The sequence below is a fragment of the Nonomuraea muscovyensis genome (assembly GCF_014207745.1).
GTDB lineage: Bacteria > Actinomycetota > Actinomycetes > Streptosporangiales > Streptosporangiaceae > Nonomuraea > Nonomuraea muscovyensis.
The window spans coordinates 979,400-1,001,915 of the sequence record NZ_JACHJB010000001.1; the positions used below are offsets into that span (position 1 = coordinate 979,400).

Annotated in this window: 23 protein-coding genes and 1 tRNA gene; 15 read left to right on the top strand and 9 right to left on the bottom strand. The window is 73.7% G+C overall.

All coding sequences use genetic code 11. The annotated features are described in order from the left end of the window. Positions 1-15 precede the first annotated feature (15 nt). Positions 16-879: an N-acetylmuramoyl-L-alanine amidase gene (locus tag FHU36_RS04645; RefSeq protein ID WP_185082549.1), complete on the bottom strand. Its 864-nt coding sequence runs from the start codon at positions 877-879 to the stop codon at positions 16-18. A gap of 121 nt (positions 880-1,000) precedes the next feature. Between FHU36_RS04645 and FHU36_RS04650 the strand changes: the two genes are divergently transcribed. The 6 genes from FHU36_RS04650 (at position 1,001) to FHU36_RS04675 (ending at position 5,802) form a co-directional block, all read left to right on the top strand. Beyond that, positions 1,001-1,405 carry a GntR family transcriptional regulator gene (locus FHU36_RS04650; RefSeq protein ID WP_185082550.1) on the top strand — a complete coding sequence of 135 codons (405 nt, stop codon included), beginning with the start codon at positions 1,001-1,003 and terminating at the stop codon, positions 1,403-1,405. After that, the gene (locus FHU36_RS04655) at positions 1,402-2,298 is read left to right on the top strand and encodes an ABC transporter ATP-binding protein (protein WP_185082551.1); all 897 of its coding nucleotides are present in this window, start codon (positions 1,402-1,404) and stop codon (positions 2,296-2,298) included. Before FHU36_RS04650 ends, FHU36_RS04655 begins: the two co-directional genes overlap by 4 nt. After that, a complete protein-coding gene (locus FHU36_RS04660; RefSeq protein ID WP_185082552.1) occupies positions 2,295-3,314 on the top strand; it encodes an ABC-2 membrane transporter-related protein in 1,020 nt (339 codons plus the stop codon). The genes FHU36_RS04655 and FHU36_RS04660 overlap by 4 nt, the downstream gene beginning before the upstream one ends. A 39-nt stretch (positions 3,315-3,353) precedes the next feature. Next, complete coding sequence (locus FHU36_RS04665; protein ID WP_185082553.1) at positions 3,354-4,607, top strand: alpha/beta hydrolase family protein; 1,254 nt, start codon at positions 3,354-3,356, stop codon at positions 4,605-4,607. A gap of 46 nt (positions 4,608-4,653) precedes the next feature. Then, positions 4,654-5,031 (top strand): hypothetical protein, encoded by a 378-nt coding sequence (locus FHU36_RS04670; protein WP_185082554.1) that lies wholly within the window; start codon positions 4,654-4,656, stop codon positions 5,029-5,031. Between the two features lie 99 nt (positions 5,032-5,130). Then, complete coding sequence (locus tag FHU36_RS04675; RefSeq protein ID WP_185082555.1) at positions 5,131-5,802, top strand: DUF6766 family protein; 672 nt, start codon at positions 5,131-5,133, stop codon at positions 5,800-5,802. Here FHU36_RS04675 and FHU36_RS04680 read toward each other — a convergent pair. Next, complete coding sequence (locus tag FHU36_RS04680; protein WP_185082556.1) at positions 5,727-6,593, bottom strand: 1-aminocyclopropane-1-carboxylate deaminase/D-cysteine desulfhydrase; 867 nt, start codon at positions 6,591-6,593, stop codon at positions 5,727-5,729. The genes FHU36_RS04675 and FHU36_RS04680 overlap by 76 nt on opposite strands. A 44-nt stretch (positions 6,594-6,637) precedes the next feature. On the opposite strand from FHU36_RS04680, the gene galK reads away from it, so the two are divergent. After that, positions 6,638-7,759 (top strand): galactokinase, encoded by a 1,122-nt coding sequence (gene galK / locus FHU36_RS04685; RefSeq protein WP_185082557.1) that lies wholly within the window; start codon positions 6,638-6,640, stop codon positions 7,757-7,759. Positions 7,760-7,777: 18 nt separating this feature from the next. On the opposite strand, the gene FHU36_RS04690 is transcribed toward galK, so the two are convergent. The 4 genes from FHU36_RS04690 to FHU36_RS04705 all read right to left on the bottom strand — a co-directional run bounded on the left by FHU36_RS04690 (position 7,778) and on the right by FHU36_RS04705 (position 11,454). Continuing rightward, a complete protein-coding gene (locus FHU36_RS04690) occupies positions 7,778-8,596 on the bottom strand; it encodes an SAM-dependent methyltransferase (protein ID WP_185082558.1) in 819 nt (272 codons plus the stop codon). Between the two features lie 105 nt (positions 8,597-8,701). Then, on the bottom strand, positions 8,702-9,475 hold the full coding sequence (locus FHU36_RS04695) for an enoyl-CoA hydratase-related protein (RefSeq protein ID WP_185082559.1): 774 nt from the start codon (positions 9,473-9,475) through the stop codon (positions 8,702-8,704). A gap of 40 nt (positions 9,476-9,515) precedes the next feature. Then, positions 9,516-10,688, bottom strand: coding sequence for a nitric oxide synthase oxygenase (locus tag FHU36_RS04700; RefSeq protein ID WP_312891432.1), 1,173 nt, complete (start codon positions 10,686-10,688; stop codon positions 9,516-9,518). A 691-nt stretch (positions 10,689-11,379) separates the two neighbouring features. Continuing rightward, positions 11,380-11,454, bottom strand: a tRNA-Asn gene (locus FHU36_RS04705). 139 nt (positions 11,455-11,593) lie between these two features. Here FHU36_RS04705 and FHU36_RS04710 point away from each other — a divergent pair. Then, positions 11,594-11,935, top strand: coding sequence for a YtxH domain-containing protein (locus FHU36_RS04710; RefSeq protein ID WP_221495770.1), 342 nt, complete (start codon positions 11,594-11,596; stop codon positions 11,933-11,935). Positions 11,936-11,975: 40 nt separating this feature from the next. Here the strand turns inward: FHU36_RS04710 and FHU36_RS04715 are convergent, their stop codons facing one another. The 3 genes from FHU36_RS04715 to FHU36_RS04725 are packed head-to-tail and all read right to left on the bottom strand — an operon-like array spanning position 11,976 to position 13,911. Then, positions 11,976-12,449: a hypothetical protein gene (locus FHU36_RS04715; RefSeq protein ID WP_185082561.1), complete on the bottom strand. Its 474-nt coding sequence runs from the start codon at positions 12,447-12,449 to the stop codon at positions 11,976-11,978. Then, positions 12,446-13,741 carry an amylo-alpha-1,6-glucosidase gene (locus FHU36_RS04720; protein WP_246501950.1) on the bottom strand — a complete coding sequence of 432 codons (1,296 nt, stop codon included), beginning with the start codon at positions 13,739-13,741 and terminating at the stop codon, positions 12,446-12,448. Before FHU36_RS04720 ends, FHU36_RS04715 begins: the two co-directional genes overlap by 4 nt. A gap of 11 nt (positions 13,742-13,752) precedes the next feature. Then, complete coding sequence (locus tag FHU36_RS04725) at positions 13,753-13,911, bottom strand: hypothetical protein (protein ID WP_185082562.1); 159 nt, start codon at positions 13,909-13,911, stop codon at positions 13,753-13,755. A gap of 160 nt (positions 13,912-14,071) precedes the next feature. Between FHU36_RS04725 and FHU36_RS04730 the strand changes: the two genes are divergently transcribed. From FHU36_RS04730 to FHU36_RS04760, 7 genes are read left to right on the top strand one after another with little or no spacing between them, the layout of a single operon-like run. Beyond that, on the top strand, positions 14,072-15,259 hold the full coding sequence (locus tag FHU36_RS04730; protein WP_185082563.1) for a hypothetical protein: 1,188 nt from the start codon (positions 14,072-14,074) through the stop codon (positions 15,257-15,259). Further along, positions 15,256-17,415 carry a serine/threonine-protein kinase gene (locus tag FHU36_RS04735; RefSeq protein ID WP_185082564.1) on the top strand — a complete coding sequence of 720 codons (2,160 nt, stop codon included), beginning with the start codon at positions 15,256-15,258 and terminating at the stop codon, positions 17,413-17,415. The genes FHU36_RS04730 and FHU36_RS04735 overlap by 4 nt, the downstream gene beginning before the upstream one ends. Beyond that, positions 17,412-18,278 (top strand): PP2C family protein-serine/threonine phosphatase, encoded by an 867-nt coding sequence (locus FHU36_RS04740; RefSeq protein WP_185082565.1) that lies wholly within the window; start codon positions 17,412-17,414, stop codon positions 18,276-18,278. The genes FHU36_RS04735 and FHU36_RS04740 overlap by 4 nt, the downstream gene beginning before the upstream one ends. Further along, positions 18,271-19,563 carry a vWA domain-containing protein gene (locus FHU36_RS04745; protein WP_185082566.1) on the top strand — a complete coding sequence of 431 codons (1,293 nt, stop codon included), beginning with the start codon at positions 18,271-18,273 and terminating at the stop codon, positions 19,561-19,563. The genes FHU36_RS04740 and FHU36_RS04745 overlap by 8 nt, the downstream gene beginning before the upstream one ends. Then, the gene (locus FHU36_RS04750; protein ID WP_185082567.1) at positions 19,563-20,210 is read left to right on the top strand and encodes an FHA domain-containing protein; all 648 of its coding nucleotides are present in this window, start codon (positions 19,563-19,565) and stop codon (positions 20,208-20,210) included. The genes FHU36_RS04745 and FHU36_RS04750 overlap by 1 nt, the downstream gene beginning before the upstream one ends. Next, on the top strand, positions 20,207-21,661 hold the full coding sequence (locus tag FHU36_RS04755) for a GlnX family signal transduction membrane protein (RefSeq protein WP_185082568.1): 1,455 nt from the start codon (positions 20,207-20,209) through the stop codon (positions 21,659-21,661). Before FHU36_RS04750 ends, FHU36_RS04755 begins: the two co-directional genes overlap by 4 nt. Beyond that, positions 21,658-22,467 carry a transporter substrate-binding domain-containing protein gene (locus FHU36_RS04760; protein ID WP_185082569.1) on the top strand — a complete coding sequence of 270 codons (810 nt, stop codon included), beginning with the start codon at positions 21,658-21,660 and terminating at the stop codon, positions 22,465-22,467. Before FHU36_RS04755 ends, FHU36_RS04760 begins: the two co-directional genes overlap by 4 nt. Positions 22,468-22,516: the final 49 nt, after the last annotated feature.

Below are 22,516 nucleotides of genomic sequence, written 5' to 3' on the forward strand. Positions count from 1 at the left end.
ATTGCGGCGGGAAAGTCATCCGGTCCGCAGGTACGTCGTCAGGCCGGTGGCCAGGGAGGCGGCGATGCGTTCGCGGAAGGCGGGGTCGGTCATCTTGGCGGCGTCGCCGCGATTGCGCATGTTGCCGCATTCGACGAACACCGCCGGCCGGGTCGACAGGTTGAGCCCGCCGAGGTCGGTGCGGGTCTCCAGGCCGTCGCGGCCGGCGTAGGTGGCGTACGGCAGGCCGGTGCCGCGGCGGTAGGCGTCGCGGACGGCCAGCCCGAGCTTGCGCGACGGCGCGACGACGGCGTCGTTGTGCCCGGCCACCAGCCCCGGCAGCAGCACGTGGAACCCGCGCCCGCCCGGGGCGGCCCCGTCACCGTGGATGGACAGCACGGCGTCGGCCCGCGCCTTGTTGCCGACGGCGGCCCGCTCGGTGATGCACGGCCCGACGCCCCGGTCGTTCGGCCGGGTCAGCACCACCTCGGCGCCCTGCTTCTCCAGGAGCGGCCGGAGCCTGCGTGCCACGTCCCAGGCGAAGGCGTGCTCGGGGTAGCCGGAGGCGGTCGAGGTGCCGGTGGTGTTGCACGGTTTGCGCTGGGTGATGATGTCGACCGGCCGGTTGATCTCCTCCGGGTGGGCGGCGTTGCCGCCGTTGTGGCCGGGGTCGAGCACGACGACCTTCCCCGCGAGGGCCATGCCCGCCGGGGCCTGTCCCGGCGTCCCGGCGGGGGTGCCTTCCGGGGTGCCTCCGGGGGCCGACGAGGTCGCCCGGACGGGGGCGGCACCGGAGGGCGGCGAGGTGGTCGCGTCACGCGGGCCTGCTCCGCCGCCTCCGCACCCCGTGGCCAGTGCCACGAGCGCGGCGAGCATCAGTGCCGTCCTGTCGGCGCGCATGTCTCGTACGGTACCGGGCCGCGCGACGGGCGCCGGTCTGCAATCGGCCTGTTGACGGCCCCGATTAGGGAGATCCGTATACTGTTCACCTAATGCTCTATAGTGCTAGTACATTAGACCTATGGGAGGCGCAGTGATCGAGTTCCATCTGGACGGCCGGTCGGGTGTCTCGCCGTACCTGCAGATCGTCCGGCAGGTGCGGCACGCGCTGCGGCTCGGCCTGCTGGCCGAGGGGGATCGGCTTCCGACGGTCAAGGAGGTGGTGGCCCGGTTGGCGATCAACCCCAACACCGTGCTCAAGGCCTATCGAGAGCTCGAACACGAGGGGCTCGTCGCCGCCCGCCCCGGTGTCGGGACGTTCGTCACCCGGACGCTGGCCGACGCCTCGCTCGCCGCGCATGCCCCGCTGCGCCAGGAGCTGCGGCGCTGGCTGGCCAAGGCCCGCCGGGCCGGGCTCGACGACGAGAGCATCGAGGCCCTGTTCATGACCACCTTCTGGACGACCGCGCGGGAGGACATCGCGTGACCGCAGTCCTGCGGGCCCGGCACCTGGGCAAGAAGTACAGGCAGCGCTGGGCGCTCTCCGACTGCACGCTGGAGGTGCCGGCCGGGCACGTGACCGGCCTCGTCGGCCCCAACGGAGCGGGGAAGTCGACGCTGCTGAACCTGGCGGCCGGCATGCTGACGCCGACGTCCGGCACGATCGAGGTGTGCGGCGGCGTGCCCGGAGACGGACCCACGCAGCTGGCCAAGGTCGGCTTCGTCGCCCAGGAAACCCCCGTCTACGCCGCCCTGACCGTCGCCGACCACCTGCGTCTGGGTGCCCGGCTCAACCCTGGCTGGGACGACGCCCTGGCACGCCGCCGGATCGAACGGCTCGGCCTGAACCCGGACCAGCGGGCCGGGAGGCTCTCAGGTGGTCAGCGCGCCCAGCTCGCCCTGACGCTGGGCATCGCCAAGCGGCCCGAGCTGCTGATCCTCGACGAGCCGGTCGCCGCCCTGGATCCGCTCGCCCGGCGGGAGTTCCTGCAGGACCTCATGGAGGCCGTCGCCGAACACGGGCTCAGCGTCGTGCTGTCCTCCCATCTGGTCGCCGACCTGGAACGGGTCTGCGACCACCTGATCGTGCTGGTCGCCTCGCAGGTGCGGTTGGCGGGAGAGCTGGATGAGCTGCTGGCCACGCATCACCTGCTGAGCGGGCCCCGCCGCGATGTCGCCACGCTGCCCGCGGACCAGGAGGTCATCTCCGCCAGCCACACCGACCGGCAGACGACGCTCATCGTCCGCACCGAGGCGCCGATCCTCGACCCGGCCTGGACCGTGAGCGGCCTCAGCCTCGAAGACCTCGTCCTGGCCTACCTGGCCCGTCCCGCCGACGCCGGCTCCGCCGATCGCCCCGCCCTGACGGTGCTGCGATGATCTGGCTGACCTGGCGCCAGTTCCGCGTCCAGGCCGCGGCGGCGTACAGCCTGCTCGCGGTGGCCGCCGCCGTCCTCCTGGTCGCCGGCCGGCCGCTGCCGGGCTCCGGCGTCACGAGGCTCGCCCCGGCCGACGGCACGCTGTACTCCGCCGGCATCGTGGCGGTGTACGGCCTGCCCGCCCTCGTCGGCGTCTTCTGGGGCGCGCCGCTCGTCAGCCGCGAGCTGGAGGCCGGCACCCACCGCCTGGTGTGGAACCAGGGCGTCACCCGGACCCGGTGGCTGGTCACCAAAGTCGCCGTCACCGGCCTGGCCGCGACGGCCGCGGCCGGCCTGCTCAGCCTCGCGGTGACCTGGTGGGCCGGTCCCCTCGACGCCGCCAGCCGGCCGGACACGATCCGGCCGGCGGGCCCCACCTTGCCCGACGCCGTGTCCTTCGCCGCGCGGATCTCGCCGCTCGTGTTCGGCGCGCGCGGGATCGTGCCCGTCGGCCATGCCGCCTTCGCCTTCGTCCTCGGTGTCGCCGCCGGGATCCTGCTGCGCCGCGCCGTGCCCGCGATGGCGGTCACGCTCACCGTGTTCGCCGCCGTCCAGGTCGTCGTGCCGTTCGCGGTGCGCCCGCACATGGTCCCGGCAGACCGGCAGACCGTCACGATCACCATGGCGAACATCTCGAAGCTGGGCGTGAACGGCACCGGGGGGCTGGAGGAACTCGCCGTGGCCGAACCACCGGGCTCCTGGGGCCTGGCCAACGAGACCGTCGACACCGCCGGACGAGCGGTCACGGCGCCGTCCTGGGTGGCGGACTGCGCGCGTCCACCGGGTCAGGCGGCCGACCCCGAGGCCGACGAGGCTTGCTTCGCCAGGCTCGCCGGCCTCGGCTACCGGCAACGGGTGACCTACCATCCCGCCGACCGTTTCTGGGCCCTGCAGGGCATCGAGACGGCGCTCTTCCTCGCCCTCGCCGCCCTGCTGACCTGGCTCTGCGTCCGGTGGACCCGCACCCGCCTTCCCTGACCATCCCTCCCCCATCCCTCGGAAAGGACTGACATCTCCATGAGTCATGTGATCGACCAGCGCCACCCGGCCGGACGGCACGGCGTCGGCAGGACGACGGGGAGCCGCATCCGGCAGCGCGGCCTGGCCGCCGCCGCCGGGCTGCTCACCGTGGTGGCCGCCGCCGCCTTGGCGTCCGCGCCCGCCTCCGCCTCCGCCGCTGCCGCTGCCGCTGCCACGCCCACGCCGTACCTGCCCAAGCCGACCGGCGCGCAGCCCGTCGGCACCACGTCCTTGTACCTCAAAGACACCTCCCGTCCCGACCCGTGGGTCCCCACGGTGAAGTTCAGGGAGCTCATGGTCTCCCTGTGGTATCCGGCGAAGGCGCCGGGCCGCCACCGGGCGCGGTACATGACGCCCAAGGAGTCGGAGCTGCTGCTCAAGGACGGGAAGATCACGAGCCTGCCGGCCGACGTGCTGAGCCGGACGCGGACCAACGCCTTCACCGACGCCAGGCCCGCCGGACGCAAGCACGCCCTGCCCCTCGTCGTGCTCTCTCCGGGCCACTCCAAGCCCCGGGCCGAGCTCACCTCGCTCGCCGAGGACCTGGCGAGCCGAGGGTACGTGGTCGCCGCGGTCGACCACACCTACGAGAACGTCGCCACGACCTTCCCGGACGGACGGGTCACCACCTGCGTCACCTGCGAGATCGACAAGAACCCCGCGTGGTGGGAGCAGCTGGGCCGCAGCCGGGCGTTGGACGTCTCCTTCGTGCTCGACCAGCTGACCGGGTCGCGCCCGAAGTGGAAGGGAGCCCGGCTGATCGACCCGTCCAGGATCGCGATGGCCGGCCACTCCGTGGGAGGAGCGAGCGCCATCCCGGCCATGCTCAAGGACTCCCGGATCCGCGCCGGCGTCGACGTGGACGGCACCACAGACGTCCCGATCCCGGGCAGCGGCCTGTCGCGGCCGTTCCTGTTCCTCGGCAGGCAGTCCGCGTACACCCCCGGAAGCGGTGAGGCCGCCGCTACCTGGGAGCGCGACTGGAAGCAGCTCACCGGATGGAAGCGCTGGCTCCTGGTGACCGGGGCGGAGCACGTGTCCTTCACCGACCTCGGCCTGCTCACCGACCAGCTCGGCATCGACGACGGCGCCGACATCGCCGGGGCGCGCGCCATGGAGATCACCCGCAGGTACGTCGCTGCATTCCTCGACCAGCACCTGCGCGGCAAGCCGCAGCCCCTGCTGGACGAGCCGTCGGCCCGCTACCCCGAGGTCCTGCACTGCACGGTCGAGACGAAGACCTGCAGATAGCCGGCCCATGCGGAGTGCCCGGATCACCAGCGGGTAACAGAGGCGCATGAGACTGCCGCTCGCGCTGCTCGCGTTGGTGCTGGTCACGGGCTGCTCCGTCGACACCGGCGCGCCCGCCCGTACGGCGGAACGTTTCCACGAGGCGGTGGCGGAGCGGCGGGACGATACCGCCTGCGCGCTGCTGTCCCCCCGCGCGGCCGAGAAGCTGCCCGACCCCGGGCAGACGTGCGCCGAGGCACTGCGCGCCCTGGAGCTGGAGGCCGGCGGGCCGATCACCGGTGTGCAGGTCTGGGGTGACGCGGCCCAGGTGCGCATGGCCGGCGACACGGTGTTCCTGCACCGCTTCAGCGACGGCTGGCGGGTCAAGGCCGCGGGCTGCGAGCCGCAGGGCGACCTCCCCTACGACTGCGAGGTGGAGGGCTGATGAGGGTCATCTTCACGCTGACGCTGGTCATCATCGTGGCCGGGCTGGTGTGGTTCGTCGTGATCGGGTTGTCGCACCTGTGAGCCGGAGGAGGCGCGGATGAGGCGGGTCAAGGACAACGCCCTGTCGCTGACGTTCCTGGCGCTGTTCGTGCTGGCGCTGGGCGGGCAGGCGGTGGCGGGCACCTTCCAGTACAACGACGAGCAGCTCGCGAGCGGCGGGGAGCCGGTGTCGCCGCTGGAGTACGTGACCTCCTCCTCCTTCGCCGTCGACGTGGCGGAGAACTGGCAGTCGGAGTACCTGCAGTTCCTGCTCTTCATCGTGCTCACGGTCTGGCTGGTGCAGCGCGGCTCGCCCGAGTCGAAGGAGCCGGGCCAGGAGGGAGTCGAGTCCGACCGGGAGCAGCTCGTCGGCACGTACGCGAAGGACGACTCCCCCGCCTGGGCCCGGGCGAAGGGGCTGCGGCTGTGGCTGTTCGGCAACTCGCTCGGGCTGGTCATGGGCGCGGTGTTCCTCGGGTCGTGGCTGGCGCAGTCGGTGGCGGGCCTGGCCCGGTTCAACTCCGACCGGCTGGCCGACCTGCGTGACCCCGTCTCGTGGGGCGGTTACCTCGCCTCGCCGGAGTTCTGGAACCGGTCGCTGCAGAACTGGCAGTCGGAGCTGCTGGCGGTGCTGTCGATGGTGGTGCTGTCGATCTACCTGCGCCAGCGGGGGTCGCCCGAGTCCAAGCCGGTCGGGGCGCCGCACGCGGCGACGGGCGTGCAGGGCTGAGTCACCGGCGGGAAGGGCCGGCCGGTGATCACGGCGACGACGCGGGTGCCGCCGGGGAAGGCGCCCTGCCTGATCCGGTCGAGCAGGCCGTACAGCATCTTCGCCACGTACACCTCCTCCACCCCGTGCTCGGCGGCGAACGCGGCCAGGGCGGGGGTCGAGCGGGCGTAGCCGCCGAAGTGGTGGTCGAGGTCGATCGACCAGTTGGACCACACCCGCCCGTACGCCTCCCGCTGCAGCCGCGCCACCTCCCCGGCCAGGAAGCCGGCCCCCTTCAGCACCGCGAACCCGAGGGCCCGCCGGCCCGGCGGCAGCCCCGCCGAGATCCCGGCCAGCGTGCCGCCGGTGCCGACCGGGCAGCAGATCACGTCGTAGTCCTCGGCGATCTCCGCGGGCAGCTCGGCGCAGCCGCGCACGGCCGCCGCGTTGCTGCCGCCCTCGGGCAGGATCGTCACCTCTCCCCACCGCTCGCGTAGCCGGGCCTGCATCTCGGGCGTGTGCTTGAGCCGGTAGGCCGCCCGGTCGAGGTAGGTGAGCGTCATCCCGAGGGAGGCCGCGTAGGCGAGCGACGGGTTGAGCGGCAGCCTTTCCTCGCCGCGGATCACGCCGATCGTCTCGAACCCGTGCCGCGCCCCGGCCGCGGCGGCCGCCCGGATGTGGCCGGAGTAGGCCCCGCCGAAGGTGAGCACGCGCGGATGGCCGAGGTTGTAGGCGAGCTTGCGCGCCTTGTTGTCGTCATGTTTGACGAAGACCCGGACCGAACCCAGGCCAGGCGCCAGGAACTCCTCCACGCGCGCTAGTCTACGCACGGACCTTTGTTGAGGAGTGTTGGGTTATGCGCGTTGTTGAAGCTTTCCGTGCGGCGTTCGGCGCGGACCCCGAGACGGTCTGGCACGCACCCGGCCGCGTCAACCTGATCGGCGAGCACACCGACTACAACGACGGCTTCGTCCTGCCGTTCGCGGTGCCGTGGGGCGTCACGGCGGCGATCAGCCCGCGCGGCGACCGGACGATCCGCCTCCTCTCCCTCCAGTCGCCGTCGGCGGAGCCCATCACGATCTCCCGGCACGAGGACTCCGAGGGCTGGACCCGCTACGTCGTGGGCGTGCTCGCGATGCTGGGCGACCAGGTGCCCGGAGCCGACATCGCGATCGACGGCGACGTGCCGCAGGGCGCCGGGCTGAGCTCCAGCGCCGCCCTGGAGGTGTCGGTCGCCGGCGCGCTCAACGACCTGCACGGCCTCGGCATGAGCCCGATGGAGCTGGCCCTGCTCGGCCAGCGCGCCGAGAACGACTTCGTGGGCATGCCGTGCGGCATCATGGACCAGGCCGCCTCGGCCCTGTGCGAGGAGGGGGCGGCGCTCTTCCTCGACTGCCGCTCCCTGTCCTCCCGCACCATCCCGCTCGACCTGGCCGCGCACGGCCTGCGCATCCTCATCATCGACACGCAGGTCCACCACGAGCACGCGGGCGGCGAGTACGCCAAGCGCCGCGCCGAGTGCGAGTCGGCGGCCCGCAAGCTCGGCGTGGCCGCGCTGCGCGACGTCACCGACCTGGCCGGCGCGCTGGAGCGGCTGCAGGGCGACGAGCGCAAGCGCACCATGCACGTCGTCACCGAGAACCACCGCGTCGAGGCCCTGATCGGCCTGCTCCGCGCGGGCGCGATCACGGAGATCGGCGCGCTGCTGAACGCCTCGCACCTGTCGCTGCGCGACCAGTACGAGGTGTCGTCGCCGGAACTGGACGTGGCCGTGGAGGCCTCGCTGCGCGGCGGTGCCCGCGGCGCCCGGATGACGGGCGGCGGCTTCGGCGGCTCGGCGATCGCCCTGGTGGCCGAGGACCGGCTCGACAGCGTCAAGGAGTCGGTCGCGGCGGCCTACGCCGAGCGCTCCTGGAAGGCGCCCCGCTTCCTGCCCGCCGTCCCCGGCCCCGGCGCGCGGCGGCTCAGCGTCTCCTGAACCGCGTCGACCCGGCGGTCAGCCCTGCTGCCTGCCCGGCTGCGGATCCGCGCCGGGCAGGGGCCGGAGCAGGAGGGTGACGAACCCCAGGACGTCTCGGTAGCAGCTCAGCCACAGGTCGCGATGGTCGCCTACGGCCGCGAGCGCCGCCTCGCCGTCGGGGCCGGGGTGGTCGAGCGCCCAGCGCGTGAGCGTCCCGGTCCAGGACCACTCGTAGTCGTCCCACTCACCTCGGGTGCTGGTGTGGGCGTAGACGGTGGCGTATCCGGCCTTCTCCGCCCGCTCCACCGTGCCCGCGAGGTCGGCGTAGTCGTCCGGTCCGGCCTCGAACCTGTCCAGCACCTGCGGCGTCGGACTCACCTCCCAGAAGCCCTCCCCGACCAGCGCCAGCCCTCCGGGGCTCAGGTGCCGCCGCACCTCGTCCAGGGTCTCGGTCAGGCCGCCGAAGGCGTGCGTGGAGCCCACGCACAGCACCAGGTCGTACAGCCCGTCGGCGGAGGATTCGGACGCGGAGGATCCGGACGCGGATCCGGTGGGGGAGAATTCGGCGGCGGGGAACCGGTGCAGCCGCAGGCGCGCGGACAGTCCGCGGCGATCGGCCTGCTCGCGGGCCGCGTCGAGGGCGACGTCGGAGAGGTCCACCCCGTCGGCGGTCGCGTCTGGGTAGAGGGTCAGTGCCCGCATGAGCCACTCGCCCTGTCCGCATCCGAGGTCGAGGATGCGGGCTCCCGGTGCCAGGTCCGCCCGCCTGAGCAGGCGTTCGACGTTCGCATCGTCGATGGGGGCGGCTACGGGATGGTCTGCGTGGGCGAGGTGGCTGATCAGCTGGCGGTTCATTACGGACACTATTCCGAAATCGCCGCATGCCGCGCCACCCGATTCATCCCGCGCCCCTGGGGCGTGACGCCCCCAGGGCCCGAGCGGTCCTGGCGGGTGGGGTGGTCAGAGGGGCGGGAAGTTCGGGGGGCGGCGTTCGAGGAAGCTCGCCACCCCCTCGGCGAAGTCGGGCCGGCCGAACGAGGCGAGCATCTCACCGGTGGCGGTCCGGGCCGACTCGGCGAGCGTCACCTCCCAGTCGTGCCACACCTGCCGCTTGATCACCGCCATCGACGCGGGCGAGCTGTGCGCCGCCAGCTCCCGGGCGTACGCCTGGGCCTCGGGGAGCAGGCGGTCGGCGGGCACCGCCCGGTTGACCAGGCCCAGCTCGTACGCCTCGGCCCCGCTGAGGACGCGGCCCGACAGCAGCAGGTCCATCGCCCGCTGCTGCCCGATGAGGCGGGGCAGCACCCACGACAGCCCGTACTCCGCGATGAGGCCGCGCCGGGCGAACGCGGTGGTCCACTTGGCGTCGTCGGCGGTGAACACCAGGTCGCAGACGAGCGCGTGCACCATGCCCAGCCCGGCGCAGGCGCCGTTGACCGCGGCGACGACCGGCTTGCCGACGGTCGTCGGGTAGGTGTTGGGTCTCGGGTCCGGCTCCGCGTCGTAGGCGCCGCTCTGGATGGCGCCCAGCGTCTCGAAGTCGGCGCCCGCGCAGAAGCCCTTGCCGGCCCCGGTCACCACCACGGCCCGCACGCCGGGGTCCTTGCCGGCCTCCTCCAGCAGGTCGAAGTAACGCCGTCCCAGCGCGTCCGTCCAGGCGTTGAGCCGGTGGGGACGGTTGAAGGTCAACGTCAGCACGCCCTGGTCGAGCGAGGAGAGCACGAGTTCGTCCATACGCCAACCGAACCATGTTCTAGGCAGTGGCGGCAAGCGGTCACTTGTGGCGGACGAAGGCGGGCGTGAGGTGGGGATTGTCGTAGTAGCGGTGGAAGACCGGCGTGAGCCCGCCCGAGATCGGCGGAACGATCCACGACCAGTCCGCCGGGCAGACCCGGCCCGCCTTCTCCTCCCGCTCCAGGTGGGTGAGGAAGCGGGTGGACTCGGTGTGGTGGTCGGCCATCGTGACCCCCGCCCGCTCGAACGAGTGCAGCACCGCCACGTTCAGCTCCACCAGCGCGTGGTCGCGCCACAGCGACCGCTCGGTGGAGGTGTCGAGTCCCAGCTGCCGGGCCACCACGGGGAGCTGGGCGTAGCGGTCGGCGTCGGCGAGGTTGCGTGCCCCGATCTCGGCCCCCATGTACCAGCCGTTGAACGGCGCGCACGGATAGCAGATGCCGCCGATCTCCAGGCACAGGTCGGAGATCGCGGGCACGGCGTGCCAGCGCAGCCCCAGGTCCTCGAACCACGGGTAGTGCGGATGGACCAGCGGCACCTCCAGCACGGCGTCGCCGGGCAGCGTGCACAGCAGCGGCTCGCCGTCGCCGGGGCCGCCGCCCCGGCCACGGCCGGGCGCGCCGCCGGACCGGATCACCAGGGGCAGCACGTCGAACCGGCCGCCCTGCCCGCCGGGCCAGCCGAGCGCGCGGACCATGTCCGTGAAGTCCGCGTAGCGGGGGTCTCCGGTGACCGACCCGTCGGCCCCGCGATACCCGGCGTAGCGGATGAGCTGCTCGTTCAGCACCCTGGGGGCGGGCCGGCCGGGCGCGTCGGGGGCGAAGACGGTGATCGTGGGCCGGATCCGGCCGCCGTTCGTCGCCTCGCGCAGGTGGTTCACGCACTCGATGGCCACGCCCTCGGCGCCGGTCACCTGCCGCAGGTCGCGCACCTTGAGCGAGCGCCAGTAGAGCCGCCCGATGCACCGGTTGCTGTTGCGCCAGGCGACCCGGGCGCCGAACTGCAGTTCCTCGAAGGTGTGGACGTAGGTGCCGAAGCGCGAGACGTCGCGGGCGACCTCGCGCAACCGGGCGTGCGGGTCGCCGGCGGAGGGATTCTCCTCGTGGAACAGCCGGATGAAGCGCTCGGCCTCGCGGATGTCGATGGTGCGCTCGATGAGCGTCTGCACGGCGATGGAGTCGAAGGGACGCAGGGACCTGATCCAGGTACGCACGCAGAAACCGCCACTTTGCGATCGCGGAGCGTCCCACCGGTTCCGGGCCGGCGGCACCCTCCTGCCGGCGGCGCCCTCTCCTCGCCACCTTCGGCACACCCGCGGCTGCCGCACCGGCCAGGCCGGCACGACATCCCCCATCTTCGCTCGCGATCCGCCTCCTGTCCCGTCAAATCCATAACCGTGTGACCTTACGGTTACAAGCTGTGAAAATCAGGTACGGAAGCGACGCGCCATGCCGCGGCCCATCGCCGCCGGCACGGCCGAGGCGCGGTCCGGCACGCCGAGCCTGGCGTACACGCGTGCGCCCTGGCCGTGGCCTCGCCGACGACCTCGATGTCGGGTTCGGTGTCGGGTTCGGCGGTCGGCATCCCGCGCAACCCCTTTCGACGACCATCAACGGTGAGCACGGCCCCTCCACGGTGACCGTGGCGCCCCGACCGGGCTCCATGGAGACGCCAGCCATGAACCGCGGTGTTCCTCGCGGAGATGTTCGTCCTGGCCGCGCTCTTCGGCATCCTGGCGTTGCCGGGCAGCGACGTCGTCGGCCTGGTGGCGGCGATCGGCGGGTCATCGTGGTCTCGGCCGGGCGTTCCACGGCGTCGTGGGCGGCGGCCGGAACGCGGGAGCCGGGTGAGGCGGACACACGGAAAAGGCCCCGCACCGGATCCGGTGCGGGGCCCCTTTCGGCTGGCTCCCGCGATAGGACTCGAACCTATAACCTGCCGGTTAACAGCCGGCTGCTCTGCCGTTGAGCTACGCGGGATCGAACGTCTGCCCCGGTCGGGCCGGGCTTTTGGGCCTTCCCGTTCGGCGCAGGACTAGATTAGCGCACTCCTGGAGTGCGTGTCGCATCGTCATCGGGGTAGGCCCGGAGACAGCGGAGGTGCAAGATGCGATATCGAATGACATTCGCGATCGGACTGGCTGTCGGATACGTACTGGGCAGCAAGGCCGGCCGCGAACGCTACGAACAGATCAAGAAGACGGCCCAGCGTGTCGCCGACAACCCGAGGTTCCAGCAGACCGCGGGCGTGGTGGGCGCGCGGGTGACGAAGGTCGCCGACATGGCCAGGCACCGGGTGGGCGACACGCTGCAGCAGCGGATCCCCTTCCTGCACGGCGACGAGCGCCACCCCGACACGGGCACCGGCTGGCCGGACGAGACGACGACGGATCGGCCCGGTCAGACCGGTCAGACCGGGGTCGGCCAGAAGAAGGCCGACGAGACCGGCATCCCCTACTGACGGCCGCCCGGCCGGCGGGGCATGGGCCCGGCGACCCGCATCACACGCCCATGCTCCGCCGCACTCCTTCGAGAGCCTGTTCGGCCAGCGCACGCAGGCCGGGGTCGTCGGGGTCGAGGCCGTCGTCGAAGACGAGCGTCCAGCCGAGCATCTCGCCGCCGGGCCTGCGCCGGGCGACGAGCCGGACGCCGCCACGGCCGGGCAGCGCGACGTGCTTGTTGACCACGATGGTCGCGTTGACGCGCTCGCGCACGGTCTCGGGCAGCAGCCGCGGCTCGGGCACCCGCTCGCGGCGCCGCTCGCCGTCCGTGGTGAGCAGGCGCAGCCCCTCCTCGTCCCACGAGGCCTTGTCGATCGTCTCGTACGGCACCCGCGTCCCGTCGGACAGGAACAGCGCCAGGTTGGTCGCCACCACGTAGCCCTCGTCGGCCCCGGCGAACGTCAGCACCCGCTCCCCCCGTTCGGTGGGCAGGGACTTGCGGACGTCGGCGGGCAGGCGGCGCAGGAAGCTCATGACCCCACGCTATCGGCGAGCAGGTCGAGGGTGAGCGCGGCGCTCCACGAGAAGTCCCGGCAGCCCCGGCCGCTGCCGTCGAAGGGGTCGAAGCACTCGCGGAAGCCGGCCTGCCGCACCAGCCGCAGCGTGCAGATGGTGAGCTGTTCGCGCAGCGCCGGCAGGCCGTGGACGGCGGCGGCCTGGCGCAGCAGCCAGTTGGTGTTCACCCAGGAGGGCCCCCGCCAGTAGCGGGTGCGGTCGAACTGGGCGGCGCGGATCTCGCAGCTCGGCACGGGGTAGCCCGTCGCGCCCATGAACCTGGCCGACTCCAGCACCTCGACGCTCGCGGCCACCCGGTCGGCGGGCAGGCCGGGGTCGAGCAGCGGGCCGAAGGCGCCGACCGTGCAGATCGGAATGAGCCGGCCGGCCCGCAGGTCGCGGGCGTAGAAGCAGCCGTCCCACAGGCGTTCCAGCAGCGCGTGCCGGATGCGCTCGGCCTGCTCCAGGTGGGGCACGGGATCGGCGCCGGCGACCGGGGCCAGCTCGGCGAGCGCCTGGCAGGAGGCGAGCCAGATCCCGTTGAACAGCGGGCACTCGACGGCGAAGGGGTGCTCGTCGCGCAGGTACTCGGGCCGGTATCCGGCGTTGCGGTAGCGCAGGGCGAGCCACACGTAGCGGTCGTGGTCGCTGTCGGGGTGGCGTTCGGCCAGCTCGACGTTGCGGTAGCCGTACCGGACCTCGGGCAGCGCGGCGAGCGGCGGGTCCCAGGCGGGGCTGTCGTCCATGCCCGACTCCCACGGGTGGACGATCGCCGCCAGGCCGTGCCCGCCGAGGTCACGGGCGGTGGCGAGGTAACGGTGCTGGGCGGCCAGCGCGGGGTAGGCGCGCCGGACGAAGCCGGCGTCGCCGGTGTGGCGGTGGATCCACCACAGGGCGAGGCCGTGCAGCGGCGGCGCGGTCAGGCCGGAGGTGGGCACCCGGGGCGCCGCCTCGTGGTCGTGGGAGCGCCAGACCGGCGGCCCAGGGAAGTACGCCTCAGGGGTGTGGAAGACGATGTGCGGCAGCATGCCGGTGGCCCACTGCCCGTCGAGGAGGCTGAGCAGTTCGGCGCGGGAGCGGTCGGGGCGGTGCCGCGCCAGGCCCATCGCGACGAAGGCGGAGTCCCAGCTCCACTGGTGGGGATAGAGGCCGGGGGCGGGCACGGTGGCCGAGCCCGTCCAGTTCGCCTCGAGCACCGCCAACGCCTCGTGCCCGAGCGCGGCGTCGTCGACCGCGGGCCGCGCCTCCATCCACCCACTATGCGCTGCCATGCGTTCGGACGCTATGTCCTCTTCGCCCACTTTGCGACAAACATGATGCCGACGGCGACCGCGCCGATGATGAGCCCCCACTTCAGCAGGGTGAGCGCGAGGCCCACGAGGGGGCCGAGCAGGAGGAGCGCGGCGACGACCGCCGCGATGATCAGAAGTGTGCGTCCCATGCCCATGACAGTAGGCGGCGATTTAAGCGGATTGCAGGCGACCTGGGGTTGAATCAGGGTCACGTCAGGGATCTCCCTACCCCGGCCGGAACCAACCCGCCGCGCCTGCCGTTGAGCGGGTAGAAACGGGGCATCGGGGGCCCTCTTCACGGGGAGCGTGATGAGCCTGGGACCACCCATGAGCCGGGAGGGCGTCGACCACGCGCTCCATGCCCGCGCAGTGGAGCGCGACCGCATCTCCGGCGACCTGCTCGACCTGGAGTCGCACACCACCTACCAGGTGCTCAAGGACGCCGTGCTGAGCGGCGCCACGCAGCGGCGCTGGGCGGGCGTCCAGGCGGCCCTGTCCCGGCTGTGGGTGCTGCACGACGCCTACCGGGGCGTCCTGCGCGAGGCCGAGCGGATCAGGGCCGTTCGCGGCCGGCCGAGCTCCGACCAGCTCGCCGAGCTGACCACGCTGCTCACCGGCCCGTCGGTGGTCCTCCAGGCCGCGGTCAGGCCCGTCGAGCAGCGCTCGCTGTTACCCGAGTCCGACACCCGGCTCACCCTGGACGAGACCGTGCTGCGCATGGACGCCTCCTTCCGCGAGGTCACCGGCGCGCTCTCGGAGATCGACGCCGTCTGGTCCGCGCTGCTGCCCCGCCTCGACGCCGCCGACGCGCTGCTGCGCAGGGTCACCGAGCTGCGGGACCGGCTCGGCGAGCCCGTCGACCTGGCGTGGCCGGCTGACGCGCTCCTCCGCACGCGCGACGGCGTCGTCGCCGACCCGCTCGGCGCCGCGCCCGCCGACGGCGAGCTGGCGCGCGTCACACAGATCCTGGAGGACCGCCGGACGGACCTGGAGGAGGCGCTCCGGGCCAGGGACGAGTACGGCAGGCGCCGCGAGGACCTTTTGGCGGCGCTGGACCGGGTGCGCGCGGCCGAGAGCGAGGCGCGCCTGGCGCACGGCGCCGTCGTCGTGAAGATCGCCCTGCCGCCCGCCGCCACGCCGCGGAGCAGGGCCGAGACGCTGTCCGGCGGGCTGGACGCGCTGGACCTCTCGGCCGACGGCTGGCTGTCCAGGGCCGGCCGGCTGGCGGCGCTGGAGCAGGCGACGCGGGAGGCCGAGAGCCGCGCGCAGGCCACCGCCAAGGCCCTGTACGGCCTCGTCGGCAGGCGCGACGAGCTGCGCGGCCGGTTGGGCGCCTGCCAGGCGATGGCCGTGCGCAAGGGCATGGCGGAGGACCCGGCCGCGGCCGGGCTGTACGAGCGGGCGCGGCTGCTGCTGTGGACCGCCCCGTGCGACCTGACGAAGGCGGCCGAGGCCGTCGAGCTCTACCAGCGCGCTATCCATGGAGGTGGCCGATGAGCACGTGCCGGCAGCCCGGCTGCACCGGGGCCATCGAGGAGGGCTACTGCGACCTGTGCGGCCACGCGGCGGCCCCCGCTGGGCCACCGGCGCACGCGGCCGGGAGCGGCGGCTCGCCCTCGGTCCCGACGTCCCCCTCGGGCGGCAGGCCGGTGACGGGCCCGGTGAGCAGCGGCCGGTCGCGGGCCGGGGTGCTCGCCGAGCTGGCCGACCTGCCGTCGGTGCCGTACCGCGACCCGCAGCACGCCGTCATGGCCGACCCGGAGGTGCCGGAGGACAAGCGCTACTGCTCCAACCCGGCGTGCGGGCAGCCCATCGGCCGGTCGCGCCAGGGCCGGCCGGGGCTGACCGACGGGTTCTGCCCCCACTGCCGCACCCAGTTCTCCTTCACCCCCAAGCTCGGCAAGGACGACCTGGTGGCCGGGCAGTACCGGGTGCTGGGCTGCCTGGCCCACGGCGGGCTGGGCTGGATCTACCTGGCCGCCGACGAGAACCTCGACGGCCGCTGGGTGGTGCTCAAGGGCCTGCTCAACACCGCCGACGCCGAGGCGCTGGCGGCGGCGGAGGCCGAGCGCAGGTTCCTCACCACGGTCGACCATCCGAACATCGTCAAGATCTTCAACTTCCAGCGGTCGGCCGGGCTCGGCTACATCGTCATGGAGTACGTGGGCGGCCAGTCGCTGCACGAGCTGCGCCGCCAGGGGACGCTGCCGCTGCGCGAGGTCCTCATGTACGGGCGGGAGATCCTGCGGGCCTTCGCCTACCTGCACGAGCACGGCCTGGTCTACTGCGATCTCAAGCCGGCCAACGTGATCAGGGTCGGCAGGCGGCTCAAGCTCATCGACCTGGGCGCCGTGCAGCGCATCGGCTCGCCGCCCGGCTCGGGCTGGGCCACCGCCGGTTACCACGCCCCCGAGCTGGACACCCGGCCGTCGTCGGTGGCCTCCGACCTCTACACCGTGGCCAGGACGCTCGCCGTGCTCGCCATCCCGGGGTTCAGCCCGGTCCGCAACGGCGTCGAGGCGCCCCTGCCGGACGACTGCGGCAACGAGTCCTTCGCCCGGCTGCTGCGCCGCGCCACCGCCGCCGACCCGGCCGCCAGGTTCCAGAGCGCCGAGGAGATGGAGGCCCAGCTCGTCGGGGTGCTGCGCGAGGTCAGCGCGCTGGCCGACGGCGTGCCGTACCCGGCCCCGTCGGCGCTGTTCGGCCCCGAGCGGATCGCGGCGGGGGTCGCGCTGAGCGACGACCCGGCGCAGGTGTTCGACGTGCTCGACCCGCGCGCCGCGGCGGCGGCGCTGCCGGTGCCGCTCGCCGATCCGGCAGACCCGGCGGCGGGAGCGCTGGCCGGCCTGGTGGGCCGTGATCCGGCGCAGCTCGTCGCCCAGGTGACGGCGATGCCGACCACCCCCGAGACGCTGCTGACCAAGGCCCGGCTGCTGGCCGAGCAGGCTCTGGAGGGCGCCGGCACGGCGCTCGACGAGGCCCGCCGGGCGCTGCCGGGCGACTGGCGGGTGACCTGGTACGAGGCGGTGCACGCGCTGGCGCGGGGCTTCACGGGCCAGGCGGTCCCCCTGTTCGACCGGTGCGTGAGCCTGCTGCCCGGCGAGTGCGCGCCGAAGCTGGCGCTCGCGTTCGCGCTGGAGTCGGCCGGCCAGGACCCGGTGCGCTGGTACGAGAGCGTGTGGCGCACCGACCACGCGTTCGTCAGCGCCGCGTTCGGGCTGGCCAGGGCGGGCCGGGTGGAGGTGCTCGACGAGGTCCCGGCCAGCTCCAGCCACTGGGTCGCCGCGCAGCTCGCGCTGGTGGGGTCCGTCGCCCGGCCGGCGCTGCGGCCGGGCCTGCAGGCCCGGCCGGGCGCGCTGACGCCCACGGAGCTGTCGGCCGCGGCCGACCGGCTGGACCACCTGACCGACCTCGACCCGCGCCGCCGCGACGCGATGACCGCCGAGGTGCTGCGAGCGGCGCTCACCTGGCTGGATTCCATGAGCGGCCCCCCGCGGGGGGTGCGGGTGGCCGGCGCCGACTTCACCGAGCCCGCCGTCCGCCGGCGCCTGGAGGAGATCTACCGCCGGCTCGCGGCCGGGGCAGAGTCCCGGCGGGAACGGCGCGCGCTCATCGACCGGGCCAACGCCGTGCGCCCGTGGACGTGGGTATGAGCTGCCCCGTGTGCGAGGCGCCGGTGGTGGCCGGCGACTCCTTCTGCGAGGCGTGCGGGCACCCGCTGCACGCGCCCCGGTGCGCGGCCTGCGACGCCCCGGCCGTGGACGCCGAGGGCTACTGCGAGCGGTGCGGCCTGCGCCAGCCCACCGTTCGCGACGAGGCCGAGACCGTGCTCGACGGCGGCGCGGCCGGGGTCACCCACAAGGGTCTGCGCCGGGCCCGCAACGAGGACGCGATGGCGCTGCTCGACGGCGGCCCGGCCACCCCTTCGCACGCCTTTCCGCGCACGCCGTCGCACACCGTGGCCGTGGTGTGCGACGGGGTGGGCAGCTCGCCGCGCGCCGACGAGGCGTCGGCCGTGGCGGCGCGGACGGCCGCCGACGCGCTGGCCCGCGGCCTCGGGCAGGCCGAGGCGTTCGAGCTGGCGAGCCGGGCCGTGGCGAAGCTGGCGACCTCGCTGGACGACGCCCCCGCCTGCACGTACGTGTCGGCGGTGGTCACCGCGGAGGGGGCCAGCCTCGCCTGGGCGGGCGACAGCCGGGCGTACTGGCTGCCCGGCGGGTCCACCGGGTGCGTCCCGCTGACCGAGGACCACGCGATCCCGACCGGCGAGATCACCGCCTGGCTCGGCGCCGACGCGGCCGGTGTCGAGCCGCACCTGCGCGCGTTCGCCCCGGACGGGCCGGGGCTGCTGCTGGTGTGCACCGACGGCCTGTGGCGCTACCTCGACGGCTACGCCTTCCCGCCCGCCCGTACCCCGCTCGACCTGGCCCGCGAGCTGCTGCGGCACGCCCTCGACTCGGGCGGCCACGACAACGTGACCATCGTCCTGATCCCCCTAGGAGGACAGCATGGGTGACCAGCCCACGTTCACGCTCCACATCGACCAGAACAAACACCTCCCCCTCGACGGCCGCGAGGTCCACGCCATCCTGACCGTCTCCTCGACCGGCGCCGTCACCACGGCGGCCGCCGCGCCGGCCGAGGCCGCCGAGGTGATCATCGTGGACACGTCGGGGTCCATGAGCGGCGGCAAGATCCGCGAGGCCCGGCAGGCCGCGGCCACCGCCGTGGAGACGCTGCGCGACGGCGTGCACTTCGCGGTCATCTCCGGCACCGACAAGGCGCAGGTGGTCTATCCCCGCGGGCAGACGCTCGTGCGGGCCTCGCCCGCCACCCGCAAGGAGGCCCAGAACGCCATCGCCCGGATGTCCGCCAACGGCGGCACGTCCATCGGCGAGTGGCTGCTGCTGGCCGACCGGCTGCTGTCGGCGCACCCCGACGCGATCAGGCACGCCATCCTGATGACCGACGGGCAGAACAACGAGGGCGCCGACCGGTTCGCCGACACGCTGGCCCGCTGCTCGGGCCGGTTCGTCTGCGACAGCCTCGGCGTGGGCTCCGACTGGGTCCCGGCCGAGCTGCGCAAGGTGGCCGAGGCGCTGATCGGCGAGTTCCACTTCGCCCGCGACCAGGGCGACCTGACCGAGTTCTTCCGCCGGATCACCCAGACCTCGATGAGCAAGACCGTGGCCGAGCTGGCGATGCGGGTCTGGGTGCCGCAGACCGCGACGCTGAAGTTCGTCAAACAGGTCTCCCCCACCCTCATCGACCTGACCGGCAAGCGGACCGACGTCAACCCGCTGACCGGCGACTACCCGACCGGCTCGTGGGGCGCCGAGGAGCGCGAGTACCACCTGTGCGTCGAGGTGCCGCCCGGCCGGATCGGCAGCGAGATCCGGGCCGGATGGGTCAAGCTGCTGCGCCCCGACACCCAGGAGGTGCTCGCCAGCGGCAACGTGCTGGCCCAGTGGACCGACGACCTGGCCCAGTCCACCCGCATCAACGGCAAGGTCGCGCACTACACGGGGCAGGCGGAGCTGCACGAGCTGATCCAGGAGGGGCTGAGCGCCCGCGCCGCCGGCGCGGTGGACGTCGCCACGGCCCGGCTGGCCAGGGCCAGGCAGCTCGCCACCGAATCGGGGCGCGCCGACACCGCGCGGCTGCTGGACAAGGTGGTCGAGGTCGATCCGCACAGCGGCACGGCCCGGCTGCGCTCCCAGGTGGACAGGGCCGACGAGATCGAGCTCGACACCGGCTCGGTCCGCACCAGCCGGCTGCGCCAGGGCGGGGAGGGCGGCTGATGACGACGTGCCCCCAGGGCCACCCGTCGGGCACCGACGACTACTGCGACGTGTGCGGCGCCCAGCTCGCCGGCGCCGCCGTGGCCCCCTCCCCGTCGGCCGCCGCGCCGGCTCCGGCCGCGCAGGCGGGCCCGCCCGGCGAGGACTGCCCGGTCTGCCAGACCCCTCGGGCCGGGCAGTTCTGCGAGGTGTGCGGGCACGACTACTCCGGCACCGCCCCCGCCCGCGTGGCGGTGACCGGCGCCCGGTGGGAGGCGGTCACCGGCGCCGACCGGGCCTACTACGACCAGGTCATCGCCCAGAACGGCCCCGACGCCCACACCATCGCCTTCCCGCCCTACTGCCCGGAACGCTCGTTCGCCCTCGCCGGCGAGCAGGTGCGGATCGGCCGGCGCAGCAGGACGCGCGGCTCCGATCCGGAGATCGACCTGTCGGGCCCGCCGGAGGACCCGGGCGTCTCGCACCTGCACGCCGTCCTGCTCGCGCAGGGCAACGACTCGTGGGCGCTCGTCGACCCGGGCTCCGCCAACGGCACCCGGGTCAACGGCAAACCCGTCACGGTCAACGTGCCCGTGCCCGTGGGCGCGGGCGACCGCATCCACCTCGGCGCGTGGACGGTCATCACCCTCCGGGAGGGCACGCCATGACCGGGCCGCCCGCGCGGGTTCCCGCACCGGTTCCCGTGCCGGCTCCCGCCCCGGCGGGGCCCGCGCCGACGCCCGCGCAGGTCGCCGGCGCCCAGCTCGCCCCGTCCCCCGCGCACCCGGTCCGGCCGGTCCCGCTCGGCGTGCCCGGCCGGATCCGCGTCATCACGGCCGCCACGGTGACCGCCCTCGGGGTGCTGCTCGCCGCGCTGGCCGTGGGCGGCGGCACGGCGGGCGACGGCCTGCGCGTCATCGGGCGCGACGCCGGCCCGCAGGTCGTCGCGACGGCCGGGCTGTACTTCGGGCTGAGCGACATGGACGCGCAGGTCGCCGACGCGCTGCTGATGGGCAAGGAGTACGGCGAGCGCCGCCGGGCCGCCCTGACCCGCTACGATCAGCGGCGCGCGGAGGCCAACGCGGCGCTGCTGAAGGCGTTCGAGCTGTCGGGCGACAACGCGGCCGAGCGGCGGACCGTCCAGTCGGTGCTCGACGGGCTCGGCCGCTACGAGCGGCTGGCGGGGCAGGCGCTGCTGCTCGACGCGCGGTCCGGTCACCCGGCCGGTTCGCCGCCGGAGGACGTCGTCGGGCTCTACCGGCAGGCGACCGACCTGATGCGGCAGGTGCTGCTGCCGCAGGCGTACAACCTGACGCTGGAGAGCGGCACGATCGTGCGCGCCACCCACGACGACAAGAGCGCGAGCGTGCCGACCCTGCGCGCGGTCGTGGTCGTCACCGGGCTGGTGGCGCTGGCGTGCCTGGTCTGGCTGCAGTTCTCCCTGGCGCGGCGGTTCCGCCGGCTGCTGGCTCCCGCGCTGCTGGCCGCGACCGCGGTGACGATCGCCGCCGTGTTCGGCGGGGTGAGCGTCCTCGGGCGCAACCAGCTCGATCTGCGCACCGCCAAGGCTGAGGGGTTCGACCCGGTGCTGACCGTGGCCAGGGCCCGCGCCATCAGCAACAGCATGCAGGGCGACCAGAGCCGCTACCTGCTGGACAAGGACCGGGCCGACACCTACGAGCACACCTTCCTCGACAAGTCGCAGACCGTGTTCTACCTGCCGGCCGGCAACCTCGGCGCCTACCACGCCAGGGTCGCCGGGGGCGCGACCGACTACCTCGGCCTGATGGGCGTCCAGGTCGCCGGGGCCGAAGGGCAGCGCGTGGTGGCGGCGTACCGGAAGTTCCAGGAGGCCGACACGGCCCTGCGCGCAATGGTGCGCGACGGGCGCACCGGCGACGCCGTCGCCGCCCGGCTCGGGCCGGTCCGGGAGGCGTTCGACGCCTACGACCGGACGCTGCTGGCGCTGTCCCAGCGACACCAGGCCGCCTTCGAGCGGGCCATCGGCTCGGGCGAGCGCGCCCTCGACACCCTGTGGCGGCTGCTGCCCTTCGCGATCGGCGGGCTCGGCCTGCTGGTCGTGGCGGGGGTGTGGCCCCGGCTCAAGGAGTACAGGTGAGACGTCTGCTCGCGGTGGCGCTGACCCTGGCGGCGCTGGCCGCCGCCGGCTGCGCCGCCGACCGGCCCGAGTCGGTCGTGGACCAGGACGAGATCGTCATCGCGGTACGCCCCGACCTGCCCTCGATCGGCCACCGCCGGTCCGACGGGACCCTGGAGGGGTTCGACGTGGACGTCGGCCGCTACATCGCGGGCCGGCTCGGCAAGAAGGCGACGTTCGTGCCGGTGTACGCCGCCGAGCGCGAGCAGGTGGTCACCTCCGGCCGGGCCGACCTGGTGCTGGCCACGTACACGATCAGCATGGACCGCAAGCAGCGGGTGCTGTTCGCCGGGCCGTACCACGTGTCCTACCAGGACATCCTGGTGCGCCGGGACGAGACGGCGATCCGCGGGGTGCGCGATCTGAAGGGCCGGCGCATCTGCGAGGTACAGGGCGCGAACGCCGCCGAGCGCGTCGTGGAGGAGCGCGGGGTGGCGGCCGAGGTGGTGCCGGTGCGCGACTACGCGGCGTGCGTGGCCGCCCTGAAGGGCGGCCGGCTCGACGCCATCACCACCAACGACGTCATCCTGGCCGGGCTCGCCATCCAGGACGGCTCCGGGCTGCGCCTGGTGAACGCCCAGTTCAACGAGCAGCGGACCGGGGTCGGCATGCGCAAGGGCGACGTCGAGGGCTGCGAGGCGGTCAACCGGGCGATCACCGCCATGTACCAGGACGGCACCGCCGCCCGGCTGCTCAGCCGGTGGTTCGGCAAGTCGGGGCTGAACCTGTCGACGGTCGCGGTGCCCCAGTTCGAGGGTTGTTCCTGAAGCGCGGCTCCTGAAGGGGGTGCCGCCTCGGTGGGACGCACGACGGGCC

Bases quoted from the DNA above. Each gene is read 5' to 3' on its own strand.
- FHU36_RS04645 (WP_185082549.1), bottom strand. From the start codon at position 879: ATGCGCGCCGACAGGACGGCACTGATGCTCGCCGCGCTCGTGGCACTG.
- FHU36_RS04650 (WP_185082550.1), top strand. From the start codon at position 1,001: ATGGGAGGCGCAGTGATCGAGTTCCATCTGGACGGCCGGTCGGGTGTC.
- FHU36_RS04660 (WP_185082552.1), top strand. From the start codon at position 2,295: ATGATCTGGCTGACCTGGCGCCAGTTCCGCGTCCAGGCCGCGGCGGCG.
- FHU36_RS04665 (WP_185082553.1), top strand. From the start codon at position 3,354: ATGAGTCATGTGATCGACCAGCGCCACCCGGCCGGACGGCACGGCGTC.
- FHU36_RS04670 (WP_185082554.1), top strand. From the start codon at position 4,654: ATGAGACTGCCGCTCGCGCTGCTCGCGTTGGTGCTGGTCACGGGCTGC.
- FHU36_RS04675 (WP_185082555.1), top strand. From the start codon at position 5,131: ATGAGGCGGGTCAAGGACAACGCCCTGTCGCTGACGTTCCTGGCGCTG.
- galK (WP_185082557.1), top strand. From the start codon at position 6,638: ATGCGCGTTGTTGAAGCTTTCCGTGCGGCGTTCGGCGCGGACCCCGAG.
- FHU36_RS04690 (WP_185082558.1), bottom strand. From the start codon at position 8,596: ATGAACCGCCAGCTGATCAGCCACCTCGCCCACGCAGACCATCCCGTA.
- FHU36_RS04695 (WP_185082559.1), bottom strand. From the start codon at position 9,475: ATGGACGAACTCGTGCTCTCCTCGCTCGACCAGGGCGTGCTGACGTTG.
- FHU36_RS04710 (WP_221495770.1), top strand. From the start codon at position 11,594: ATGACATTCGCGATCGGACTGGCTGTCGGATACGTACTGGGCAGCAAG.
- FHU36_RS04715 (WP_185082561.1), bottom strand. From the start codon at position 12,449: ATGAGCTTCCTGCGCCGCCTGCCCGCCGACGTCCGCAAGTCCCTGCCC.
- FHU36_RS04720 (WP_246501950.1), bottom strand. From the start codon at position 13,741: ATGGCAGCGCATAGTGGGTGGATGGAGGCGCGGCCCGCGGTCGACGAC.
- FHU36_RS04725 (WP_185082562.1), bottom strand. From the start codon at position 13,911: ATGGGACGCACACTTCTGATCATCGCGGCGGTCGTCGCCGCGCTCCTC.
- FHU36_RS04730 (WP_185082563.1), top strand. From the start codon at position 14,072: ATGAGCCTGGGACCACCCATGAGCCGGGAGGGCGTCGACCACGCGCTC.
- FHU36_RS04735 (WP_185082564.1), top strand. From the start codon at position 15,256: ATGAGCACGTGCCGGCAGCCCGGCTGCACCGGGGCCATCGAGGAGGGC.
- FHU36_RS04740 (WP_185082565.1), top strand. From the start codon at position 17,412: ATGAGCTGCCCCGTGTGCGAGGCGCCGGTGGTGGCCGGCGACTCCTTC.
- FHU36_RS04745 (WP_185082566.1), top strand. From the start codon at position 18,271: ATGGGTGACCAGCCCACGTTCACGCTCCACATCGACCAGAACAAACAC.
- FHU36_RS04750 (WP_185082567.1), top strand. From the start codon at position 19,563: ATGACGACGTGCCCCCAGGGCCACCCGTCGGGCACCGACGACTACTGC.
- FHU36_RS04755 (WP_185082568.1), top strand. From the start codon at position 20,207: ATGACCGGGCCGCCCGCGCGGGTTCCCGCACCGGTTCCCGTGCCGGCT.